The 19,222-nt window shown below is 71.2% G+C and carries 21 protein-coding genes; 7 read left to right on the top strand and 14 right to left on the bottom strand.

Features of this window, described 5'->3' with window-relative positions; genetic code table 11:
• Positions 1-422 precede the first annotated feature (422 nt).
• Both H305_RS0102170 and H305_RS0102175 read right to left on the bottom strand, forming a co-directional pair.
• Entirely contained in the window at positions 423-1,211 is a 789-nt protein-coding gene (locus H305_RS0102170) for an anti-sigma factor family protein (RefSeq protein WP_028798961.1), read from the bottom strand.
• A 25-nt stretch (positions 1,212-1,236) separates the two neighbouring features.
• Entirely contained in the window at positions 1,237-1,839 is a 603-nt protein-coding gene (locus H305_RS0102175; protein ID WP_078628830.1) for a sigma-70 family RNA polymerase sigma factor, read from the bottom strand.
• An 881-nt stretch (positions 1,840-2,720) separates the two neighbouring features.
• On the opposite strand from H305_RS0102175, the gene H305_RS0102185 reads away from it, so the two are divergent.
• From H305_RS0102185 to H305_RS0102215, 7 genes are all read left to right on the top strand, one after another.
• Positions 2,721-3,017 carry a cupredoxin domain-containing protein gene (locus H305_RS0102185; RefSeq protein ID WP_028798963.1) on the top strand — a complete coding sequence of 99 codons (297 nt, stop codon included), beginning with the start codon at positions 2,721-2,723 and terminating at the stop codon, positions 3,015-3,017.
• Entirely contained in the window at positions 3,014-4,006 is a 993-nt protein-coding gene (locus H305_RS0102190) for a metallophosphoesterase family protein (RefSeq protein WP_037761999.1), read from the top strand. Before H305_RS0102185 ends, H305_RS0102190 begins: the two co-directional genes overlap by 4 nt.
• Complete coding sequence (locus tag H305_RS44225) at positions 4,003-4,326, top strand: hypothetical protein (RefSeq protein ID WP_234020599.1); 324 nt, start codon at positions 4,003-4,005, stop codon at positions 4,324-4,326. The genes H305_RS0102190 and H305_RS44225 overlap by 4 nt, the downstream gene beginning before the upstream one ends.
• An 89-nt stretch (positions 4,327-4,415) precedes the next feature.
• Positions 4,416-4,622, top strand: coding sequence for a hypothetical protein (locus H305_RS44230; protein ID WP_037762002.1), 207 nt, complete (start codon positions 4,416-4,418; stop codon positions 4,620-4,622).
• A gap of 244 nt (positions 4,623-4,866) precedes the next feature.
• Complete coding sequence (locus H305_RS0102205; RefSeq protein ID WP_028798965.1) at positions 4,867-5,931, top strand: aromatic ring-hydroxylating dioxygenase subunit alpha; 1,065 nt, start codon at positions 4,867-4,869, stop codon at positions 5,929-5,931.
• Positions 5,928-6,098: a hypothetical protein gene (locus tag H305_RS53880; RefSeq protein ID WP_199791318.1), complete on the top strand. Its 171-nt coding sequence runs from the start codon at positions 5,928-5,930 to the stop codon at positions 6,096-6,098. The genes H305_RS0102205 and H305_RS53880 overlap by 4 nt, the downstream gene beginning before the upstream one ends.
• Entirely contained in the window at positions 6,095-7,030 is a 936-nt protein-coding gene (locus H305_RS0102215; protein ID WP_028798966.1) for a PDR/VanB family oxidoreductase, read from the top strand. The genes H305_RS53880 and H305_RS0102215 overlap by 4 nt, the downstream gene beginning before the upstream one ends.
• Here H305_RS0102215 and H305_RS0102220 read toward each other — a convergent pair.
• The 12 genes from H305_RS0102220 to H305_RS0102275 form a co-directional block, all read right to left on the bottom strand.
• On the bottom strand, positions 6,981-7,214 hold the full coding sequence (locus tag H305_RS0102220; protein ID WP_028798967.1) for an IclR family transcriptional regulator domain-containing protein: 234 nt from the start codon (positions 7,212-7,214) through the stop codon (positions 6,981-6,983). The two genes, H305_RS0102215 and H305_RS0102220, sit on opposite strands and share 50 nt — an antisense overlap.
• 58 nt (positions 7,215-7,272) lie before the next feature.
• Complete coding sequence (locus H305_RS0102225) at positions 7,273-8,883, bottom strand: glycoside hydrolase family 13 protein (RefSeq protein ID WP_028798968.1); 1,611 nt, start codon at positions 8,881-8,883, stop codon at positions 7,273-7,275.
• A gap of 27 nt (positions 8,884-8,910) precedes the next feature.
• Positions 8,911-9,786 carry a carbohydrate ABC transporter permease gene (locus H305_RS0102230; protein WP_028798969.1) on the bottom strand — a complete coding sequence of 292 codons (876 nt, stop codon included), beginning with the start codon at positions 9,784-9,786 and terminating at the stop codon, positions 8,911-8,913.
• Positions 9,783-10,742, bottom strand: coding sequence for a carbohydrate ABC transporter permease (locus H305_RS0102235; protein ID WP_028798970.1), 960 nt, complete (start codon positions 10,740-10,742; stop codon positions 9,783-9,785). Before H305_RS0102235 ends, H305_RS0102230 begins: the two co-directional genes overlap by 4 nt.
• 8 nt (positions 10,743-10,750) lie before the next feature.
• A complete protein-coding gene (locus H305_RS0102240; RefSeq protein ID WP_028798971.1) occupies positions 10,751-12,106 on the bottom strand; it encodes an ABC transporter substrate-binding protein in 1,356 nt (451 codons plus the stop codon).
• Positions 12,107-12,260: 154 nt separating this feature from the next.
• Complete coding sequence (locus H305_RS0102245) at positions 12,261-13,259, bottom strand: LacI family DNA-binding transcriptional regulator (RefSeq protein WP_199791319.1); 999 nt, start codon at positions 13,257-13,259, stop codon at positions 12,261-12,263.
• Positions 13,260-13,368: 109 nt separating this feature from the next.
• Positions 13,369-14,058 (bottom strand): GntR family transcriptional regulator, encoded by a 690-nt coding sequence (locus H305_RS0102250; protein ID WP_028798973.1) that lies wholly within the window; start codon positions 14,056-14,058, stop codon positions 13,369-13,371.
• Positions 14,059-14,165: 107 nt separating this feature from the next.
• Positions 14,166-15,167: a proline racemase family protein gene (locus H305_RS0102255; protein WP_028798974.1), complete on the bottom strand. Its 1,002-nt coding sequence runs from the start codon at positions 15,165-15,167 to the stop codon at positions 14,166-14,168.
• A 22-nt stretch (positions 15,168-15,189) separates the two neighbouring features.
• Complete coding sequence (locus H305_RS0102260) at positions 15,190-16,098, bottom strand: dihydrodipicolinate synthase family protein (RefSeq protein ID WP_028798975.1); 909 nt, start codon at positions 16,096-16,098, stop codon at positions 15,190-15,192.
• A gap of 134 nt (positions 16,099-16,232) precedes the next feature.
• Positions 16,233-17,726 carry an NAD(P)/FAD-dependent oxidoreductase gene (locus H305_RS44235; protein WP_078628832.1) on the bottom strand — a complete coding sequence of 498 codons (1,494 nt, stop codon included), beginning with the start codon at positions 17,724-17,726 and terminating at the stop codon, positions 16,233-16,235.
• Positions 17,719-18,018, bottom strand: coding sequence for a (2Fe-2S)-binding protein (locus H305_RS0102270; protein ID WP_028798976.1), 300 nt, complete (start codon positions 18,016-18,018; stop codon positions 17,719-17,721). The genes H305_RS44235 and H305_RS0102270 overlap by 8 nt, the downstream gene beginning before the upstream one ends.
• The gene (locus tag H305_RS0102275) at positions 18,015-19,172 is read right to left on the bottom strand and encodes an NAD(P)/FAD-dependent oxidoreductase (RefSeq protein ID WP_028798977.1); all 1,158 of its coding nucleotides are present in this window, start codon (positions 19,170-19,172) and stop codon (positions 18,015-18,017) included. The genes H305_RS0102270 and H305_RS0102275 overlap by 4 nt, the downstream gene beginning before the upstream one ends.
• Positions 19,173-19,222: the final 50 nt, after the last annotated feature.

The raw sequence follows: 19,222 nt of genomic DNA on the forward strand, positions 1-19,222 counted from the left end.
TTTCGCGGGAGCCGACGGTGAGGGCGATCGGCTCCCGGGAGTCGTCGGGCGCGCCGAGGGGTCCCGGCGCAGCGTCGCCGCTCTGTCACCGCCGGGGCAGCCGTGCGCGGGGAGCGGCCCAGAGCCCCGCGACCGAGCCGCCTCCTCCGTGCGCGTCGTGCCGATCAGTCCCTGACCATAGAGGCTCGATGCCGGCCTCCGGGGCCACCGCGGGCATCCGCCGGGCGCTCATGTCGGACGGTCTCGATCTCGCCGATCCCGGAGCCCTACGGCGTGGTGGCGTCGGTCGACTACGGCGTCCACGGGCTCGCCTTTGCGGCCGATGCCACGAGCACTGGTCTCCTCGATGACCATCAGCCGGACGCCCCGTGCGTGCTCGCCTCTTGCCCGCCCGACGCCGCGTCGGGCGGGCTCCCCGCCCCTCATGCCTGCATCGTGACCAGCTTCTGACCGTCGCCTGCGACGATCTCGAAGTGCTCGATGGCCCCCGGAGACATGGGAATCGCCCCTGGGATCGTGGTGCCGGGGGGGTACTCGCCTGCCCGCCAGGTCGCGCCGTCCGCCCTGGCCCCGCCGGGCCCGACTGCCTGCAGCCGGCAGGTGATTCCGGCGGGCGCCCCCTTGGCGGAGACCTGCAGGACACTGCCCCAGGCAGAGGGCGAGACCTTCACCGAGGCGGTTACGCCGGTGGCGGGATCGCTTCCGGAGAAGGTACGCCAGGCGGTCGGCGCGGTCGGCCCAGGCTGCGTCGCCTGACTGCCCACCGTTCCGACAGCCGCCAGCCATGTGCCGCCGACCGCTGCCGCGATGAACGTCAGGGAGGCGGCGGCACCGGCCAGTTGCAGACGCCAGGTCCTGCGGCGCCGGGCCGCGGCCTGCTGGAGCAGCCTCTCCAGCACACCCGCCTGCGGCCCCTGCGGCACCGCAGGCACGGTGGGCCGTGCAGGCGAGGAGCCCTGAGCACTCTCGGCTGCCCGCGCCACCAGCCGGTCGGCCAGGTCCTCGCCGGCCGCCGGCACCGTCTGGCCCGCCGCTTCCGCCTCGGTCACCGTCGCCAGCAGCGCGGGCAGTCCCGCCAGCTGGGCGTGTTCCGCCCTGCACTCGGCGCATCCTGCGAGGTGGGCGCGCACTTGTTCCATTTCCGCAGGGGGCAGCGTGCCCAGGACGTATCCTCCCAGCGCCAGCCGGAGGGCGTCGTGCTCCGCGCTCATGGTCGCCACCTCCTGCATGCCACGGTCATGGCTCGATGCCCCGTTCCAGCAGCGCCAGCCGCAGGGCGTGCAGGGCGTAGTACGTCCGCGACTTCACGGTGCCCAGCGGGACGCCCAGCACCCGGGCGGCCTCCGCCATGGTCCGGCCCCGGTAGTAGGTCTCCAGCAGGAGCGCGCGATGGTCCGGGGACAGCGTCCGGATGGCATCGGCCACCGCCCAGCTTTGCAGTGCCTTCTCGATCTCGTCCTCGCCCGGAGCCTGCTCGGCGACTCGCTCCAGCGCCTCGCCGCCGGCCTCGGCCGGTCTGGCCTTCCGGGCCCGGTGGGCGTCGATGACCAGGTGCCGGGCCACCGTACACAGCCATGCCCGGGCCGGGCCGCGTGCCGGGTCGAACGCGGCGGGATGCTGCCACGCCCGCAGCAGCGTCTCCTGCACGACATCCTCCGCCCATTGCCAGTCTCCTGAGGTCAGTCGCAGCACGTAGTGGAAGAGGGGTCCCGCGTGCTCCGCGTACAGAGTGCGCAACAGTTCCTCGTCTGCGGTCGAAAGGGTCCCTTTACCAGAGACACGGTGCGCGGAGTCATCCGGATCGGTCCTTTGATCACGTTTTCGGGAACTCCAGGACATAAGACGATCATCGCGCATATGTATTGCTTTGTCGTGTAACGCACGGCATGGCACAGATGACGCTCTGCGAGCGCTGCGGGTGGCATCCCGCTGCCGGGTCCGACGACACCAGCAAGGCCGTGCGAGCGGAGCGCCCGTGGCTGGCCGATCTGTGAAGATCACAAAGAAGCGTCATAAAAAGTGCATATCTTCCGAACCGGGCGCCCCCGCCGCCCGTGGAGCCAGACAAGAGCCGATTTACGCGGCACTCCTCCTCCATTCCCCACACGACAAGGATGGATCAGAGGTGACCGAGATACCCAACGCGGCGCACTCGCTCATGGCAGCGGCCACACTCACCCCGCGCACACCACGACGACGGTCCTACGGAGTGCTCGACGCGTGCGAAGCCTCAATCGCGGCCCGGGACAGGGAAGCCGCATGCCACCTGCGACTTCGCGGCACGCGAGGACGGATGCGTAGCGCGGGGCCTGCCGAGGCGACCGGCCGACACAAGGGCAGCACCAGCGCTCGTTCGCAGGTTCCGTCTGGGGCACGCGGCCGTGCCACGGCATCCACCGCACATCACTGCGGCTGCGTGCGCCCAGTCGGCACATTCCCCAACTCCGCCTGATCAGTGAGGAACGAACACCATGCACCTGAACTTTCGTACACCAGGCCGGCGATCACGCGGCACGGCCGGGCTGGCCGTCGCCACCGCCGGCGCGTTGGGGCTCCTCAGCGCGTGCGGCCAGTCGTCGCATACCTCTTCCACCGGAGCCGGCGCCATCACTCCCGGTCCAGGTCAGCACCAGATGGCCGGGATGTCCGGTGCCGCCGGACCGGGGAACACGGCGGGCTCCGCTCCCGGCACCTCGCCGATGCCCAGCATGAGCATGCCCATGAGCCCCCCCAGCACGGGCGCGGCTGCCGCGCCGATGACCGGGGACGCTGTGGCGATCAAGAACTTCGCATTCTCCCCGGCCACACTCAAGGTCAAAGTGGGCACGACGGTGACCTGGACCAATCAGGACACCGACGCCCACACCGTCACCAGCGCGGGATCGGGCGGCCCGTTGCATTCGGCAGCCCTGAACGCCCACGCAACCTACAGCTACACGTTCGCCAAGCCCGGCACCTACTCCTACCTCTGCACCATCCATCCGTTCATGACCGCCACCGTGGAGGTGACCCGATGACCGGCTACTACGACAGTGCATCGGCCGGCGATGCCGAGCAGCCCACCACGGAGCACGGTATGTCCCGGCGCCAACTCCTCCGCCACGCGGGGTGGTTCGGCGGCGCCGTCGTGCTGACCGTGGCCAGTGGAGAGGTGATCAGCCACATCGCCGACTCCCGGGAGACCAACTCCATGGCCGCCGCCGGCGCCGCCGAAGCGGCGAACAGCTCGCTGCGGTTCGTGCAGGTCTCCGACAGCCATATCGGGTTCCAGGGCCCGGCGAACACGGACGTGGCCGGCTCATTCACCGAAGCGATCAACCAGGTCAACTCGCTCGGATTCAGACCCGACTTCGTCATGCACAGCGGCGACCTGACCCACCTGTCCACGGCCGGCCAGTTCGACCAGGTCAAGCAGATGCTGACCGGTATGCAGACAGACCGTGTCTTCACCGTACCGGGCGAGCACGACTCCATCGGCGATGCAGGCCGCGCCTACCGGAAGACCTTCGGCATGGGCACGCTCGGCGATGGCTGGTACAGCTTCGACACCCACGGCGTGCACTTCATCGCCCTGGTCAACACCCTGAGCCTGGAGAAGCTCGGCCATCTCGGCAACGATCAGATCGACTTCGTCCGTAAGGACCTCGCCGGACTGTCGTCGGACACCCCCATCGTGGTCTTCAGCCACATCCCGCTGTTCGCCATGTACCCGCAGTGGGGCTGGAGCACCGATGACGCCCTCAAGGTCATCACCCTCCTACGCCGCTTCTCCTCCGTCACCTGTCTCAACGGGCACGTCCACCAGCTGTTCACCAAGACAGACGGCAACATCACCTTCCACTCCGCCACCACCACCGCCTACCCCCTGCCCAAACCGGGCCGTGCCCCCGCCCCCACTCCGCAGGTCGTCCCCGCCCGGCAGCTCAAGGACGCACTCGGCATCCGCACCGTCGGCTACCGCCAAGGCGACCGCGAACTGGCCATCAAGGATCAGAGGCTGGCATGAACACCCACAGACTCCTCGCCCCCACCCTGCGATCGGCGAGCGCCGCCACCCTCGCCGCCGGCGGATACATACACGCCCAGCTCTACGTCGACGAGTACCGCTTCTTCCACATCATCGGTCCCCTGTTCCTGCTCCAGGCCGGCGCCTCCTTCGCCCTCGCCGCCCTGCTGCTGATGGGGACACCACCCCTGCTTCTGAGGGCCGCCGCAGCCGGCGTCACGCTCGGCGCCCTCGCCGGCTTCGCCGCCTCACGCACCGTGGGCGTCTTCGGATTCACCGAACACGGCCTGCAACCTGAACCACCCCTTGGTTCTGGGTAGGCGGGCGGGCGGTGCGGAGAGCGCAGTTAGGTTGACGGTGTGTTCGACGGCGGCGAAGCCGATGTCGCAGGCGCTGCGGCTGGGATGCCGTGCGCGCCCTGCTCGGCCTGGACAACGACACCGCCGTCATTATCCGCCAGCTCACCTGCAGCGAACCCGGCTACCCACCGCTGGAAACCGTCGTCGCCGTGCTGCCGATGGACGGCGAGGCCCACCGCTGGACACTGCACCGCCCCGCCGACCAGATCACCGAGAACGACCTAAGGGCCACCCTGCTCCACCAGGGACCGAGCTGACCGGAACAACGGAACGGCTTCCTCGGCTATGGGACATCGCGCGGTGAACCTGCGCACCATCCGGACAGTCCCGACGTCCGCGCCGGCGACCACCAACAGACAGACCAACTCTCTGAACAGCCATTTTACGGAAGCCCTTCCGCCTGACAGAAGCCGCCTTGCCGAGTGGCCGCAAGCGTCACGACCCTGATTCCAACCACGGCACGCGGGGCGACGGCGCCCCACTCTCAGGGACGGGAACGCCATGCCTCACATGACCGCCTTCGCCAGGAACCAGTGGTACGTCGTCGCCTATTCGCACGAGGTCGGGCGCGAGCTGCTCGGCCGGACCGTCCTCGGTGAGCCCCTCGTCCTCTACCGCACAGAGGACGACGGCACGGCGGTCGCCCTGTCCGACCGCTGTGTGCACCGCCGTTACCCTCTCTCGGAGAGCCGGCTCGACGGCGACCGGATCGTGTGCGGGTACCACGGGTTCACATACGACACGACGGGCGCCTGCGTGTACGTGCCGGGCCAGAAACGCATACCGCGCACGGCCCGGGTCGCCTCGTACCCGCTGGTCGAACAGGACTCCCTGATCTGGGTCTGGATCGGCGACCCCGCGCTCGCCGACGCCGGGACGATCCCGCGCGCGCGGCACCTCGACTCCCCGGGCTGGGTCACGGTCCGCGGGATGGAGCCCATCGACGCCGACTACGGCCTCCTCGTCGACAACCTGCTCGACCTCTCCCACGAGACGTATCTGCACGGCGGCTACATCGGCACGCCCGAGGTGGCCGAGACCCCGATCACCACCGAGGTCGACGAGGGCGCCGGCATCGTGCGGGTCGGCCGGCACATGGACGACGCCGAGTGTCCGCCCTTCTACGCCCGCTCCACCGGGATCGAGGGGCGCATCACCCGCTGGCAGGACATCGAGTACCACGCCCCGTGCCTGTATCTGCTGCACAGCCGGATCGCACCGGTCGGCATGCTGCCGGAGGCGGACGGCAGCGATCCGAACGGCTTCCACACCGAGATCACGTACGCGATCACGCCGTCCGGCGACGGCAGAGTGTACGACTTCTGGGCGGTCTCCCGGGACTTCGCTCCCGACGACGAGGAGGTCACCGCCTTCCTGCACGACTTCAACCACAGGGTCGTGATGCAGGACGTGGACGCGCTCAACCTGCTCCAGAGGACGCTGGGTTCGGAGCGCGCCGGTTATCAGGAGCTCAGCATCAACATCGACACCGGCGGACTCGCGGCCCGCCGCATCCTCGCCCGGCTGGTCGAGGAGGGCGACAAGCCGGTGGAGCGGGTCCGGTGACCGGTCCCACCGGGCAGATCTACCGCATCGACTGGCTGCCGGGCACGGACCTGCTGCACGGCACCTGTCACTGCGGCGCCGAGCACACCGCGCCCGACCCGGTCGAGATGTGGGAGTGGATGTTCGCCCACCCCGCCGGACACACCCTCCGAGGAAACGCGCGATGACCCTGTACGAAGCCGAACTCGTCGTCGGGCTGCGGGAGTCCGTGGCCGACGGCGTGCTCGCGCTCACCCTGCGCCACCCGTCCGGCGCGGAGCTTCCCGCCTGGCGGCCCGGCGCGCACGTCGACGTCGTGCTCGGGCCGGGACTGGAGCGGCAGTACTCGCTGTGCGGTGATCCGGCCGACCGCGGCACATGGCGGATCGCGGTGCTGCGCGAGGCCGACGGCCGCGGCGGATCGGCGTACGTGCACGGCCGGCTGGCCCCGGGCGACCGGGTCCGGGTGCGCGGACCGCGCAATCACTTCGCGCTGGAGCCCGCGCCCCGGTACCGGTTCGTCGCCGGCGGCATCGGCATCACACCGATCCTGCCGATGCTCGCCGCGGCGGAGGCGGCCGGCGCGGAGTGGACGCTGCTGTACGGCGGGCGGACCCGGGCGTCGATGGCGTTCGTCGAGGAGCTCGGCCGGTACGGCGACCGGGTACGGATCGCGCCCCAGGAGGAGACCGGACTGCTGGACCTCGGGCCGGTGCTGGACGCTCTGCCCGCGGGCACGCTCGTCTACTGCTGCGGCCCGGAGCCGCTTCTCGACGCGGTACAGGAACGCTGTCCCCCGCGGCTGCTGCGTGTCGAGCGCTTCCGTCCGAGGGAAGCGGGGCCTGGCGGGAACACGGAGTTCGAGGTGGTCCTCGGACGTTCGGGGCGCACGCTCGTCGTGGCGCCGGACGTGTCCGTCCTCGACACCGTGCGCGCGGCCGGGGTCGAGGTGCTGTACTCCTGCGCCGAGGGCACGTGCGGCACCTGCGAGACCGACGTCCTGGAGGGGGTGCCCGACCATCGGGACTCGGTACTGACCGAGGCGGAACGGGAGGCGGGCGAGACCATGCTCATCTGTGTGTCGCGCTGCCGCGGGAAGCGGCTCGTGCTGGATCTGTGATCCGCAGGTCGGCCTCGATCGCCGCCGCCGTGGCCGGCGGGTGCGGCAGCAGGTCGCGGCGGACGGCCTCGACGGAGTTGCGGCCGGCGTGCACGGGGATGCTCACGGCCGCCGCCACCCCGCCGTCCCGGCCGCGCACCGGGGCGGCGACCGAGCGCGGCCCCTCCTCCCACTCCTGGTCCACGATGGCGAGATCCCTTCGAGGTGGGGGTGCGGGGGCAGCGGTGCGCCGTCCGGCGGCCTCAGGCGCGCAGCCAGACCGCCGTGTCCTGCGGGAGCAGCCCGTCCGCGTCGAGCGGGCCGCTGCCCAGCAGCAGGCGGGTGTGCGGGGGGAGGGCGACGGGTCCGGCGGTGAGGTTCACGACGCAGAGCAGCCCGTCGGTGCGGGCGAAGGCGAGGACCCCGTCGGGTGCGGGCAGCCAGCTGAGCGGTCCGTCGCCGAAGCCCGGTTCGCCGCGGCGGATGCGGAGCGCCGCGCGGTAGAGGCTCAGCATCGATCCGGGGTCCTCGGCCTGGCGGTCGGCCGCGTAGGCGGGCCAGTCGGCGGGCTGCGGCAGCCACGGTTCGCCGCCGAACCCCGCGTGCGGTGCCCCGGCGGTCCAGGGCAGCGGCACCCGGCAGCCGTCCCGGCCCGGGTCGGTGCCCCCCGAGCGGAAGTGCATCGGGTCCTGGATGCTGGCCGTCGGCAGTTCCACCTCGGGCAGGCCGAGTTCCTCGCCTTGATAGAGGTAGACGGAGCCGGGCAGGGCGAGCGAGAGCAGGGCCGCGGCCCGCGCCCGCCGGGTGCCGAGGGCCAGGTCGGTCGGGGTGCCGAAGGCCTTGGTGGCGAAGGCGAAGGCGGTGTCGGTGCGGCCGTAGCGGGTGACGGTGCGGGTCACGTCGTGGTTGCACAGCACCCAGGTGGCCGGCGCGCCGACCGGGGCGTGCTCGGCGAGGGTCTCGTCGATGGAGGTGCGCAGCCGTGCCGCGTCCCAGGGGCAGGACAGGAAGGAGAAGTTGAAGGCGGTGTGCAGTTCGTCGGGGCGCAGGTAGCGGGCGAAGCGCTCGGTGTCGGGCAGCCAGACCTCGCCGACGAAGATGCCGTCGTAGGCGTCGGCGACCGCGCGCCAGGAGCGGTAGATGTCGTGGAGTTCGTCGCGGTCGACGAACGGGTTCGGATCGCGGCCCTCGACGAAGTCGGGCAGCTCCGGGTCCTTGGCGAGCAGCGCGGCCGAGTCGATGCGCACGCCCGCGACGCCCCGCTCGAACCAGAAGCGCAGGATCTCCTCGTGCTCCTGACGGACGGCGGGGTGCGCCCAGTTGAGGTCGGGCTGCTCGGGGGTGAACAGGTGGAGGTACCAGTCGCCGTCGGGGAGCCGGGTCCAGACGGGTTCGGCGGAGCCGGCGAACTGGGACGGCCAGTCGTTGGGCGGGATGTCGCCGTGTTCGCCGCGTCCGGGACGGAAGTGGAACAGCTCGCGTTCGGGGCTTTTGACGGGGGCGGCCCGGGCGGCCCGGAACCAGGGGTGCTGGTCGGAGACGTGGTTGGGCACGATGTCGACGAGGGTGCGGATGCCGAGTTCCCGCGCCTCGGCGATGAGCTTCTCCGCCTCGGCGAGCGTCCCGAAGGCCGGGTCGATGGCACGGTAGTCGGCGACGTCGTAGCCGCCGTCGGCCATCGGTGAGAGGTACCAGGGGTTGAACCACAGGGCGTCCACGCCGAGTTCGGCGAGGTACGGCAGTCTGGCGCGCACGCCCGCGAGGTCTCCGGTGCCGTCGCCGTCGCCGTCCGCGAAGCTGCGGACGTACACCTGGTAGATGACGGCGGAGCGCCACCAGTCGCTGCGCGTGCGGGCAGGGGAAGGCTGTCCCACGGTGAATGCCTTTCTGGAGGGGTGTCGTCAGCCCTTCGTGCTGCCCGCGCTGATCCCGGCGATGATGTGCCGCTGGAACACCAGGAACATCGCGACCATGGGGATGCTCGCGATCACCATCGCGGCGATGAGGACGGTCAGCGGGATGTTCTGGGACAGCTGGACGAGTGCCACGCTGATGGGCTGTTTGCCGGTGTCGGAGAAGACCATCAGCGGCCACAGGAAGTCCTGCCAGACGGCGACCAGGGCGAAGATCGACACGACTCCCAGGACGGGACGGGACATCGGCAGCACGATCGACCACAGCGTGCGCAGACGTCCGGCGCCGTCGATCTCGGCGGCCTCCAGGACGTCTCGCGGAATCTGGTCGAAGAAGCGCTTGAGCAGGTAGAGGTTGAAGGCGTTGGCCACGGCGGGCAGCCAGATGCCGAGCGGGTCGTTGAGCAGGCTGGTGTGGATCAGCGGCAGGTCCGCGACGGTCAGGTACTTCGGGACCACGAACGCCTGCGCGGGGACCATCAGGGTGGCGAGGATGCCGCCGAGGATCACCCTGCCGAAGGCGGGCCGCAGTTTGGACAGGGCGTACGCCGCCGCGGTGCAGAACACGAGCTGCAGCAGCCAGGCCCCCGTGGCCTGCACCACCGTGTTCCACAGGTGGGTGGGCAGGTCCATCAGCTCCCAGGCGTCGGTGTAGCCGCTCAGGTGCCACGCGTGCGGTACGAGGGTCGGCGGGGTGCGCACCACCTCGTCCGGCGACTTCACGGCGCCGGTCACCATCCAGTACACGGGGAAGAGGAAGGCGAGCGCGAACAGCAGCACGACGCCAGTGAAGACGGTCCAGTAGACGGCCCGGCCGCGCGGACGGGCCAGGGTGAGCGGCGAGACCAGCGTACGTACGCTCATGTGTCCTCCCCGGTGGAGCGCGTCAGCCGCAGATACACCGCGGAGAAGACGCTGAGCAGCACGAGCAGCATGACGCTCAGGGCGCACGCCCCTCCGAAGTCGTTGTAGAGGAAGGCGTATTTGTAGATCAGGTAGAGCACCGTGACGGTCGCGTTCTCCGGGCCGCCGCCGGTGATCACGAACGGCTCGGTGAAGACCTGCATGGTCGCGATGATCTGGAGGAGCATCAGCATCAGGATGACGAACCGGGTCTGCGGGATCGTCACATGGCGCACTCGCTGCCAGATGTTCGCGCCGTCCAGCTCCGCCGCCTCGTACAGCTCGCCGGGGATGCTCTGGAGCGCGGCGAGATAGATGAGGACGGTGCCGCCGAGGTTGGCCCAGGTGGCGACGATCACCAGCGAGACGAGGGCGGTGTCGGCGCCGTTGGACCAGTTCGACGTGGGCAGGTGCGCGAACCGCAGCGCCTCGTTGGCGAGGCCGGCCCCGGGATCGTAGAACCACTTCCACAGCAGTGCGCTGACGACCGGCGGGATCATCACCGGCAGATAGACGACGACTCTGAAGAAGGCCTTCGCGTGCCGCAGTTCGTTGAGCACGAGCGCCGTCAGGAAGGGGACGGCGAAGCCGATGAGCAGAGCGAGCAGCGTGAAGGTCAGGGTGTTGCGCCAGGCCGCGCTGAACTCGGGGTCGTGGAAGACCCGGGTGAAGTTGGCGGTTCCGACCCATTCGCCGCCGGAACCGGGCGTGTACTTCTGGAAGGCGATCACCACGGCACGGATCGCCGGATACCAGGAGAACAGGGCGAAGCAGAGCAGTCCGCCGATCAGGAAGGCGTAGGCCCGCGACTGTTCGGCCAGGCGCCGGCGCCACGGTCCCCCGGTCCGGCGCGGCTCCCCCTGCGGCACGCCGAGTACGGTCAAAGGGGGTGCCGCGGGCTTCGATGCGGTCTTCATGGAAGCGGTCAGCCCCGGGCCAGGATGGAGTCGATCTTGCCGGAGGCGTCCTTCAGCAGCTGGTCGACGTCGGCGTCCTTCTTGGTGAGGACCGCGGATACGGCGCCGTCGAGGACGGAGTAGATCTGCTGGGCCTGCGGCGGCTCGATCTTCATCTGGAGGCTCTGGTTGCCGTCGAGGAAGGCCTGGTAGTTCTCGACGGGGACGTTGGCGTTGGCCTTCTTGACCTCCTGGTCCTTCGCGTCGGCGGCGCCGGTGAACAGGCGCGGCTCGGGCAGGCCCACCGGCGCGTCGTTCTGCTTGGCGCGGGCGTAGTCGCCGAGGAAGCCCTTGCCGGGGGTCAGGAACATGCGGTCGAGCCACTTCAGGCCGGCCCTGATCTGCGCCGGGGTGTCCTTCTTGTTGAACATGTAGCCGTCGCCGCCGATGAGCGTGCCCTTGCCGCCCGGCATCGGGGCGAGCGCCAGGTCCTTGTAGTTGCCGCCCTTCTCCTTCACCAGGATCGGGATGTTGTCCGGGGCGGAGAGGTACATGCCGAGCTTTCCGGAGCCCATCATCTGCTGCACGTCGTTGATGACGAGCAGCTGCTTGCTGCCCATGGAGTTGTCGCTCCAGCGCATGTCCTTGAGGTTCTGCAGGACGGCCTTGCCCTCGGGAGTGTCGATGTTCGCCTTCTTGCCGTCGGCGCTCACCACGTCACCGCCCTGCGAGTAGAGCTCGGCGGTGAAGTGCCAGCCTCCCTGGTTCTGCGCGCTGTAGTCGGCGTAGCCGACGGTGCCCTTGCCGAGCGCGGCTATCTTCTTGGCGTCGGCGCGCAGCTCCTCCCAGGTCGCCGGGGGCTTATCGGGGTCGAGGCCCGCCTGCGCGAAGAGCTTCTTGTTGTAGATGAGGCCCATCGAGTAGCCGGTGCGGGGAACGCCGTAGATCTTGCCGTCGACGGTGTAGATGTCGCGCAGCTGCTGCTGGATGGTGCTGTAGCTCTTGAGCTCCTTGACGTAAGTGGTGATGTCGGCCGCCTGGTTGACGTCGACCACGTGCTTGGCGTCGGTGAAGTACGTGTAGAACACGTCCTCCATCTGACCGCCCGCGAGCTTGGCGTCGAAGGTCTTGGGGTCCTGGCACGGGAACGCGTCGTGCGTGACGACGTCGATGTCCGGGTTGGCCTTCTCGAACGCCTTGACGTCGGCCTCGAAGAACGAACGGTCGACCTTGGCGCTCTTGGGCGGCATGCAGTTGACCGTGATGCGCGTCTTGCCACCCGCGGATCCGTCGTCGTCGCTTGAGCCGCAGGCCGTGATCGCGGTCAGGGCGAGGGCGGAGGCCATGAGCGTGGTGCTGGTGCGGCGGAACCCGGGACTTCTCATCGGTGGACCCCTCTTGGGCAGGCGCAGGGAAGGCCCACGGCGCCGCACCCGAGGGGGTGCGGCGTCCGTGTCTGGCGCCGCACACTCAAGCACCACCGACATTACGGCGCAAGATCTCGCGCATAATCTGTAATTATTCGACAGCCACGTGCTCTCAGTGGCGGGGCACTTGCGCGGTGGAACCTCGGACCACCAACTCCGGCTCGAACAGCAGCTCTTCGGGAGTGACGCTGGTCCCGCCGATCTGCGCGTTCAGCAGTTCCACGGCCGCTCTGCCCATCGCCTCGATGGGCTGGCGGACGGTGGTCAGCGGCGGCTCGGTGCAGTTCATGAGCGCGGAGTCGTCGTAGCCGACGACGGACACCTGCGCCGGCACGTCGAGCCCCTTGCGCCGGGCGGCCCTGACGACACCGAGCGCGAGCGGGTCGCTGGCGCAGATGAAACCGGTGATCCCGCGGTCGATGAGCCGGGAGGCCGCCGCGTGCCCGCCCTCGATCGAGAACATGGCGCGGGCGATGTGCTCGTCGGGCAGATCGGGGGCCAGTGCCCGCGCCGCCGCCAGCTTGCGGCCCGAGGGGATGTGGTCGGCGGGTCCGAGCACGAGGCCGATCCGCTCGTGTCCGAGCGAGACGAGGTGCCGCCAGGCCTGTTCGACCGCCACGGCGTCGTCGCAGGACACGCCGGGGAAGCCGAGGTGCTCGATGGCGGCGTTGACCAGCACCACCGGGATGTTGCGGTCCGCGAGCTGCCGGTAGTGGTCGTGCGGGGCGTCGGCCTGCGCGTACAGGCCGCCGGCGAACACCACGCCGGAGACCTGCTGCTGGAGCAGCAGTTCCACGTAGTCCGCCTCGGAGACCCCGCCCTTGGTCTGCGTGCACAGCACCGGGGTGAGGCCCAGCTGTGCGAGTGCCCCGCCGATCACCTCGGCGAACGCCGGGAAGATCGGGTTCTGGAGCTCGGGCAGGACGAGGCCGACGAGCCGGGCGCGCTCGCCGCGCAGTTGGGTGGGCCGCTCGTAGCCGAGGACGTCCAGCGCGGACAGCACCGCCTGCCGGGTGACCTCGGACACCCCGGGTTTGCCATTGAGGACCCGGCTGACCGTGGCCTCACTGACCCCGACCTTCTTCGCCACCTGAGCAAGTCGTCGCGTCATGCGCGCAAGAATAGCGCAAGAAATGCAAGCGGCTTGCGTAAAGGGGGCGGGTGCCGGTCGCCCCGGGCCGCCTCGGCCCCGGGGTCACCCGCGGGGGCGGGCGATCTGCTCAGTGAGCCGCCCACAGCCCGCGGACGTGCCCGAGGTGACGTGTCATCACCTCGCGCACGGCGGCCTCGTCACGGGCGAGCAGCGCGTCGAGGAGCTCCAGATGCTCCTCCGCGGACGCCTCCAGACGGCCGCTCTCGACCAGGGCGTTCAGGCCGTAGAGCCGGGAGCGTTTACGCAGGTCGCCGACGACCTCGACCAGGTGGGCATTGCCGGCGAGGGCCAGCAGGCCCAGATGGAAGCGGGTGTCCGCCTCCACGTAGGCGATGAGGTCGCCGGCCGCCGCCGCGGTCACGATCTCCCGGGCGGCCGGGCGCAGGGCGTCCAGGGACACCGGGTCGGCGGTGGCGGCCAGCCCCACCGTGGTGGGGATCTCGACGAGCGAGCGGATGTGGGTGTACTCGTCGAGCTGCCGCTCGGAGACGGCGGTGACCCGGAACCCCTTGTTGGGCACCGGGTCGACCAGGCCCTCCTTGGCGAGATCGAGCATCGCCTCCCGCACCGGCGTCGCCGAGACCCCGAAGCGGGCGGCCAGCGTGGGCGCCGAGTAGACCTCTCCCGCGCGCAGTTCACCGGCGATCAGCGCGGCCCGCAGCGCGTCGGCGACGCGCTCGCGGTAGCTGCTCCTCTTCCCGCCGAGCGTGGGCAGGACGGGAGGGTCGGAGGGTGCGCTGCTGCGCCGGTCGGCCATGGGTTCTCCTCGTACGGGCCGAGCGTCCTCCGCCGGCTGGTGCCATGTCACGTACTACGGCCCAGTATCTACGCGGCGGCGGGTGCCGCGACGGCGAGGGGTCCGGTTCACAGGACGAAGCCCGCCGGGAAGGGGTCGGTGGGGTCGAGCAGGTACTGGGCCGTTCCCGTGATCCAGGCGCGGCCCGTGAAGCTGGGCAGCACCGCGGGAATCCCTGCGACCTCGGTCGTGCCGAGCAGCCGTCCGGTGAAGCTGGTCCCGATGAAGGACTCGTTCACGAACTCGGTGTGCAGCGGGAGTTCGCCGCGGGCGTGCAACTGGGCCATGCGCGCGCTGGTCCCCGTGCCGCAGGGCGAGCGGTCGAACCAGCCGGGGTGGATCGCCATCGCGTGCCGTGAGTGGCGGGCGGTGGCTCCGGGCGCGTACAGATGGACGTGGTGGCAGCCCCGGATGGACGGGTCCTCGGGATGCACGGGTTCGCCCGCTGCGTTGATGGCGTCCATGAGCGACAGGCCGGCCTTCAGGATGTCGTCCTTGCGCGCCCGGTCGAAGGGCAGGCCGAACTGCTCCAGCGGCAGGATCGCGTAGAAGTTGCCGCCGTACGCGAGGTCGTAGGTCACCGTGCGGCCGTCGGCGAGCGTGGCCTTGCGGTCGAGGCCGACGGAGAACGACGGCACGTTCCTGAGCGTGACCGCGCGGGCCGCGCCGTCCTCGACCGCCACCTCGGCCACGACGAGGCCCGCCGGTGTGTCCAGCCTGATCGTCGTGACCGGCTCGACGACCTCGACCATGCCGGTCTCCACGAGCACGGTGGCCACCCCGATGGTGCCGTGCCCGCACATCGGCAGGTAGCCCGAGACCTCGATGTAGATCACGCCGTAGTCGCAGTCGGGACGGGTCGGCGGCTGGAGGACGGCCCCGCTCATCGCCGAGTGACCCCGGGGTTCGTTCATCAGGAGTTGTTTGATGTCGTCGCGGTGTTCGCGGAAGTACAGCCGCCGCTCGTTCATGGTGGCGCCCGGGACCGTGCCGATCCCTCCGGTGATCACCCGGGTGGGCATGCCCTCGGTGTGCGAGTCGACGGCGTGCAGGACGAGTGTGCTGCGCATGGCTCTCCTGGGGGTCGGGGGCTCAGCCGTGGGCGCGGACGAGCCCGGCGGCGACGGCCTGCTCGGTGGCGGAGCGCACGGCGGCCTCCTGCTCGGGCAGCAGCGGGACGCGCGGCGGACGGACCGGGCCGCCGTGGCGGCCGACGACGTCCATCGACAGTTTGATCGCCTGCACGAACTCGACCCGTGAGTCCCAGCGCAGCAGCGGGTGCAGCAGGCGGTAGAGCCGGCCCGCGGTGTCGAGGTCGCCGTCGACGGCCGCGCGGTAGAGCTCGACACTCGCCGCGGGCAGCGCGTTCGGGTAGCCGGCCACCCAGCCCTTCGCCCCGGCGACGGCGAGTTCCAGCAGGACGTCGTCGGCCCCGACCAGCAGATCGAGTTCCGGGGCGAGTTCGGCGATCCGGTAGGCGCGCCGCACGTCTCCGGAGAACTCCTTGACGCCCTGGACGAATCCGGCGGCGTACAGCTTGGCGAGCAGTTCGGGCACCAGGTCGACCTTGGTGTCGATCGGGTTGTTGTACGCGACGACCGGCAGGCCCGCCCCGGCGACCGCCTCGTAGTGGGCGAGGACGGACCGCTCGTCGGCGCGGTAGGCGTTCGGCGGCAGCAGCATCACGGCCCGGCAGCCCGCGTCCTTGGCCTGCTCGGCCCAGCGGCGTGCCTCGGCGGAGCCGTAGGCGGCGACGCCAGGCATCACGCGCTCCCCGCCGATCGCCGCGACGGCGGTCTCGACGACCTTGGCGCGCTCCTCGGGCGTGAGTACCTGGTACTCCCCGAGCGAGCCGTTCGGTACGACGCCGTCGCAGCCGTTCTCGACGAGCCAGGCGCAGTGGTCGGCGAACTTCGCGTAGTTCACGGAGAGGTCGTCGTTCAGCGGGAGCGCGGTGGCGACGAGGACTCCGCGCCAGGGACGGTTCTCGGTGGAGGTCATGAACAGGTCCTCTCTCGGTACGGTGTGACATATCACTGACTCGGTTCATCGGTACCCGCCGGACTCCCGGCGGGCGGCGGAGCTCCGCACGAGGCCGGCCCTCGGGCGACCGACCCGCCCCGGCCGACGGCGGCTCACCCGCCCTGGTCCACCCCCGGCTCGCCGCCGGGGGCTTCCCGAGGCTCACCGCCCCGGTCCTTCTCGGGCACGCCGTCGCGGACCTGCCGTGGCTCACCGCCGCGGACCTCTTGCGGCTCACCCGCCCGGGCGAGCACTCCGAGCGGCACCGGCCGGGCCAACAGCCGCCGCGCGGCGGTGTGTTCGCACCCGGCGAGGCCCGCGACGGCGGGTTCGCACATCCGGCCCTGGCACCAGCCCATCCCGGCACGGGTGAGCAGCTTCACCGTCCGGACGTCACCCGCGCCGAGTTCCGCGACGGCCGCGCGGATCTCCCCGGCGCAGACCTCCTCGCAACGGCACACGACGGTGTCGTCGGTGACCTGGTCCGTCCAGTGCGCCGAGGGCGCGTACAGGGTGTCGAGCAGCGCGGCGAAGTCCCGCAGGCGCCTGCGGGACTTCGCCGCAGGCGCCCACTCCCGCGGGTCGGGCACCCGGCCGGTCAGCCGGGCGGCGATCGAGCGGCCCGCGATGTGTCCCTCGGCGAGGGCCAGCGCCGAGCCGCCGACACCAGTGGTCTCGCCGGCCGCCCACACGCCCGGCACGTCGGTGCGCTGCTCGTCGTCGGCATGCACCCGCAGTCCCTCGACGCGGCAGCCGAGCGACTCGGCGAGGTCGGTGTGCGGCAGCATGCCGTGCCCGACGGCGAGCGTGTCGCACGGGATGCGCCGTTCGGTGCCGGCCTCGACCCGCCCCTCGCCGTCGAGCGCGGCGACGGTCACGGCCTCGACCCGCCGCTCGCCGTGGGCCGCCACCACGGTGTGCCGGGGCATGAGCGCGACACGGTGCCGCAGGAGGCGGGCGGTGTACCCGGCGGCTTCGGCGACCTTGCCCGGCAGGGCCGCCAGCGCCCCGGCCCGGCGGGCGAACGCCCTGGGGTCGGCGGACTCGACGAGCGCGGCCACCTCGACGCCCGCCGCGGCCAGTCCGGTCGCCACGGGCAGCAGCAGCGGACCCGTCCCGGCGACGACGGCGGTCCGTCCCGGGACCACGAGTCCCTCCTTGAGCATCGCCTGCGCCCCGCCCGCGGTGACCACCCCGGGAAGCGTCCAGCCCGGGAAGGGCAGGACCTTCTCGTATCCGCCGGTGGCGAGGAGCACGGCGTCGGCCCGCACGGACTCGGACTCCCGCTCGTCGGGGCCGAGCAGGGCGTGCACCACGAAGTCGTCGGACCGCCGTTCCACGCACCACACATGACGGTCCGGCAGGTGCTCGACGGAGTCCGCCGCGGCAAGCCCGTCGCGCAGCCTCTCCCAGGTGTGCCGTTCGTGGTGCAGCGCCTGGGGCCGCAGCGCGCCCAGTGCCGCCGCGGGCCGGCGGTAGAACTGTCCGCCCGCCCGTGCCGCCGAGTCGACCAGGGTGACGTGGATGCCGCGGGAGGCCGCGGCCAGGGACGCGGCGAGGCCCGCCGGGCCGGCGCCGACGACGGCGAGGCGGGGGTGGTCAGTCATCGTGGCCCGTGCCCTCCTGCGTACGGATCTCGTCGCCGGGTGCCACCGGGACCAGGCACGCCCGCTGGTTGGGGCGGCCGTTGACGGTGACCAGGCAGTCGAAGCAGACGCCGATGCCGCAGAAGACGCCGCGCGGACGACCCGCGGCGCGTGTGGTGCGCCAGGACGTGACGCCCGCCGCCCACAGCGTGGCGGCCACGGTCCGGCCGGGCAGCGCCTCGATCTCCCGGCCGTCGAGGGTGACGGTGAATGCGGGGCCCGGCCGGGCCCCGGCTCGTCGCAGCGGATTCACGCGGCCTCCTCGGGAAAGCGGTCGGGCCGGAACGAGGTGAGATCGAGGCCCGGTGGCGCGCCCGTCAGGACCTGCGCGATCAACTGCCCGGTACCGGTGGCGAGTCCGATGCCCGCGCCCTCGTGCCCGCAGGCGTGCAGAAGTCCGGGGACCCGGGGGTCGGGGCCGATCGCGGGCAGATGGTCCGGCAGGTACGGCCTGAAGCCCAGGTAGGTCCGCAGTGCGCGGACCTCCGACAGGAAGGGGAAGAGCCGGGTCGCGCCCTCGGCCACTGCCCGGACGACGGGCAGCGAGAACGAGCGGTCGAATCCGGCCCGTTCGCGGCTCGCCCCGATCAGGACCGGCCCCGCCGCCGTCCCCTCGACGACGGGCGACGTCTGAAGGGCGGCCGAGTCACTGGCCACGTCGGCGACGTAGTCGGCCGCGTACACCTTGTGGCGCACCCGGCGCGGCAACGGCTCGGTGACGAGGACGAATCCGCGCCGGGGCAGCACGGGCAGCGGGGCGCCCGCGAGACCGGCGACGTCCGCGCCCCAGGTCCCGGCCGCGTTCACCACGGCCGGGGCGTGGATGTCGCCCCGGTCGGTCCGTACGCCGCGGACCGGTCCGGCCGGCGCGCGCAGCACCGCGGTCACGGTCCGCCCGGTGAGCAGTCGCGCTCCCGAGGCGCGTACGAGGTGGGCGGCGGCCAGGGCGGGCATCACCTGGGAGTCCTGCGGGTAGTGCACGGCGCCCGCCAGGTCCGGGGCCAAGTACGGTTCCAGGTCGTGCAGCCGGTCCGCCGCGACCAGGTCCGCCCTGACCCCGGCCGCCCGCTGGCCGTCCGCGCGGGCCTCCAGGGCGGCCAGTTCCCGGGGCGTGGCGGCCACCACCACGCCGCCCTTGGCCTCGTACTCGATCGCCGGTCCGAGTCCGTCCTCCGCGGCGAGCTCGGACCACAACCGCCCGGACAGCAGGGCGAGATCGAGTTCGGGTCCGGGCTCCTTGTCGGAGACCAGCAGGTTGCCCTCGCCGGCGCCGGTCGTGCCGCCGGCCACAGAGCCGCGGTCCACCACGGTGACGTCGAGGCCCGCGCGGGCCGCGTACAGCGCACAGGCAGCGCCGACCATTCCGGCTCCGACGACCACGACATCGCAGGTAAATGGCTTGGCCACACCAGTACTATGTCACATACTTCTATGCGCACACAGGGTGCCGTGGAGAG

Source organism: Streptomyces sp. 142MFCol3.1, assembly GCF_000424945.1.
GTDB classification, from domain to species: Bacteria; Actinomycetota; Actinomycetes; order Streptomycetales; family Streptomycetaceae; genus Streptomyces; species Streptomyces siamensis.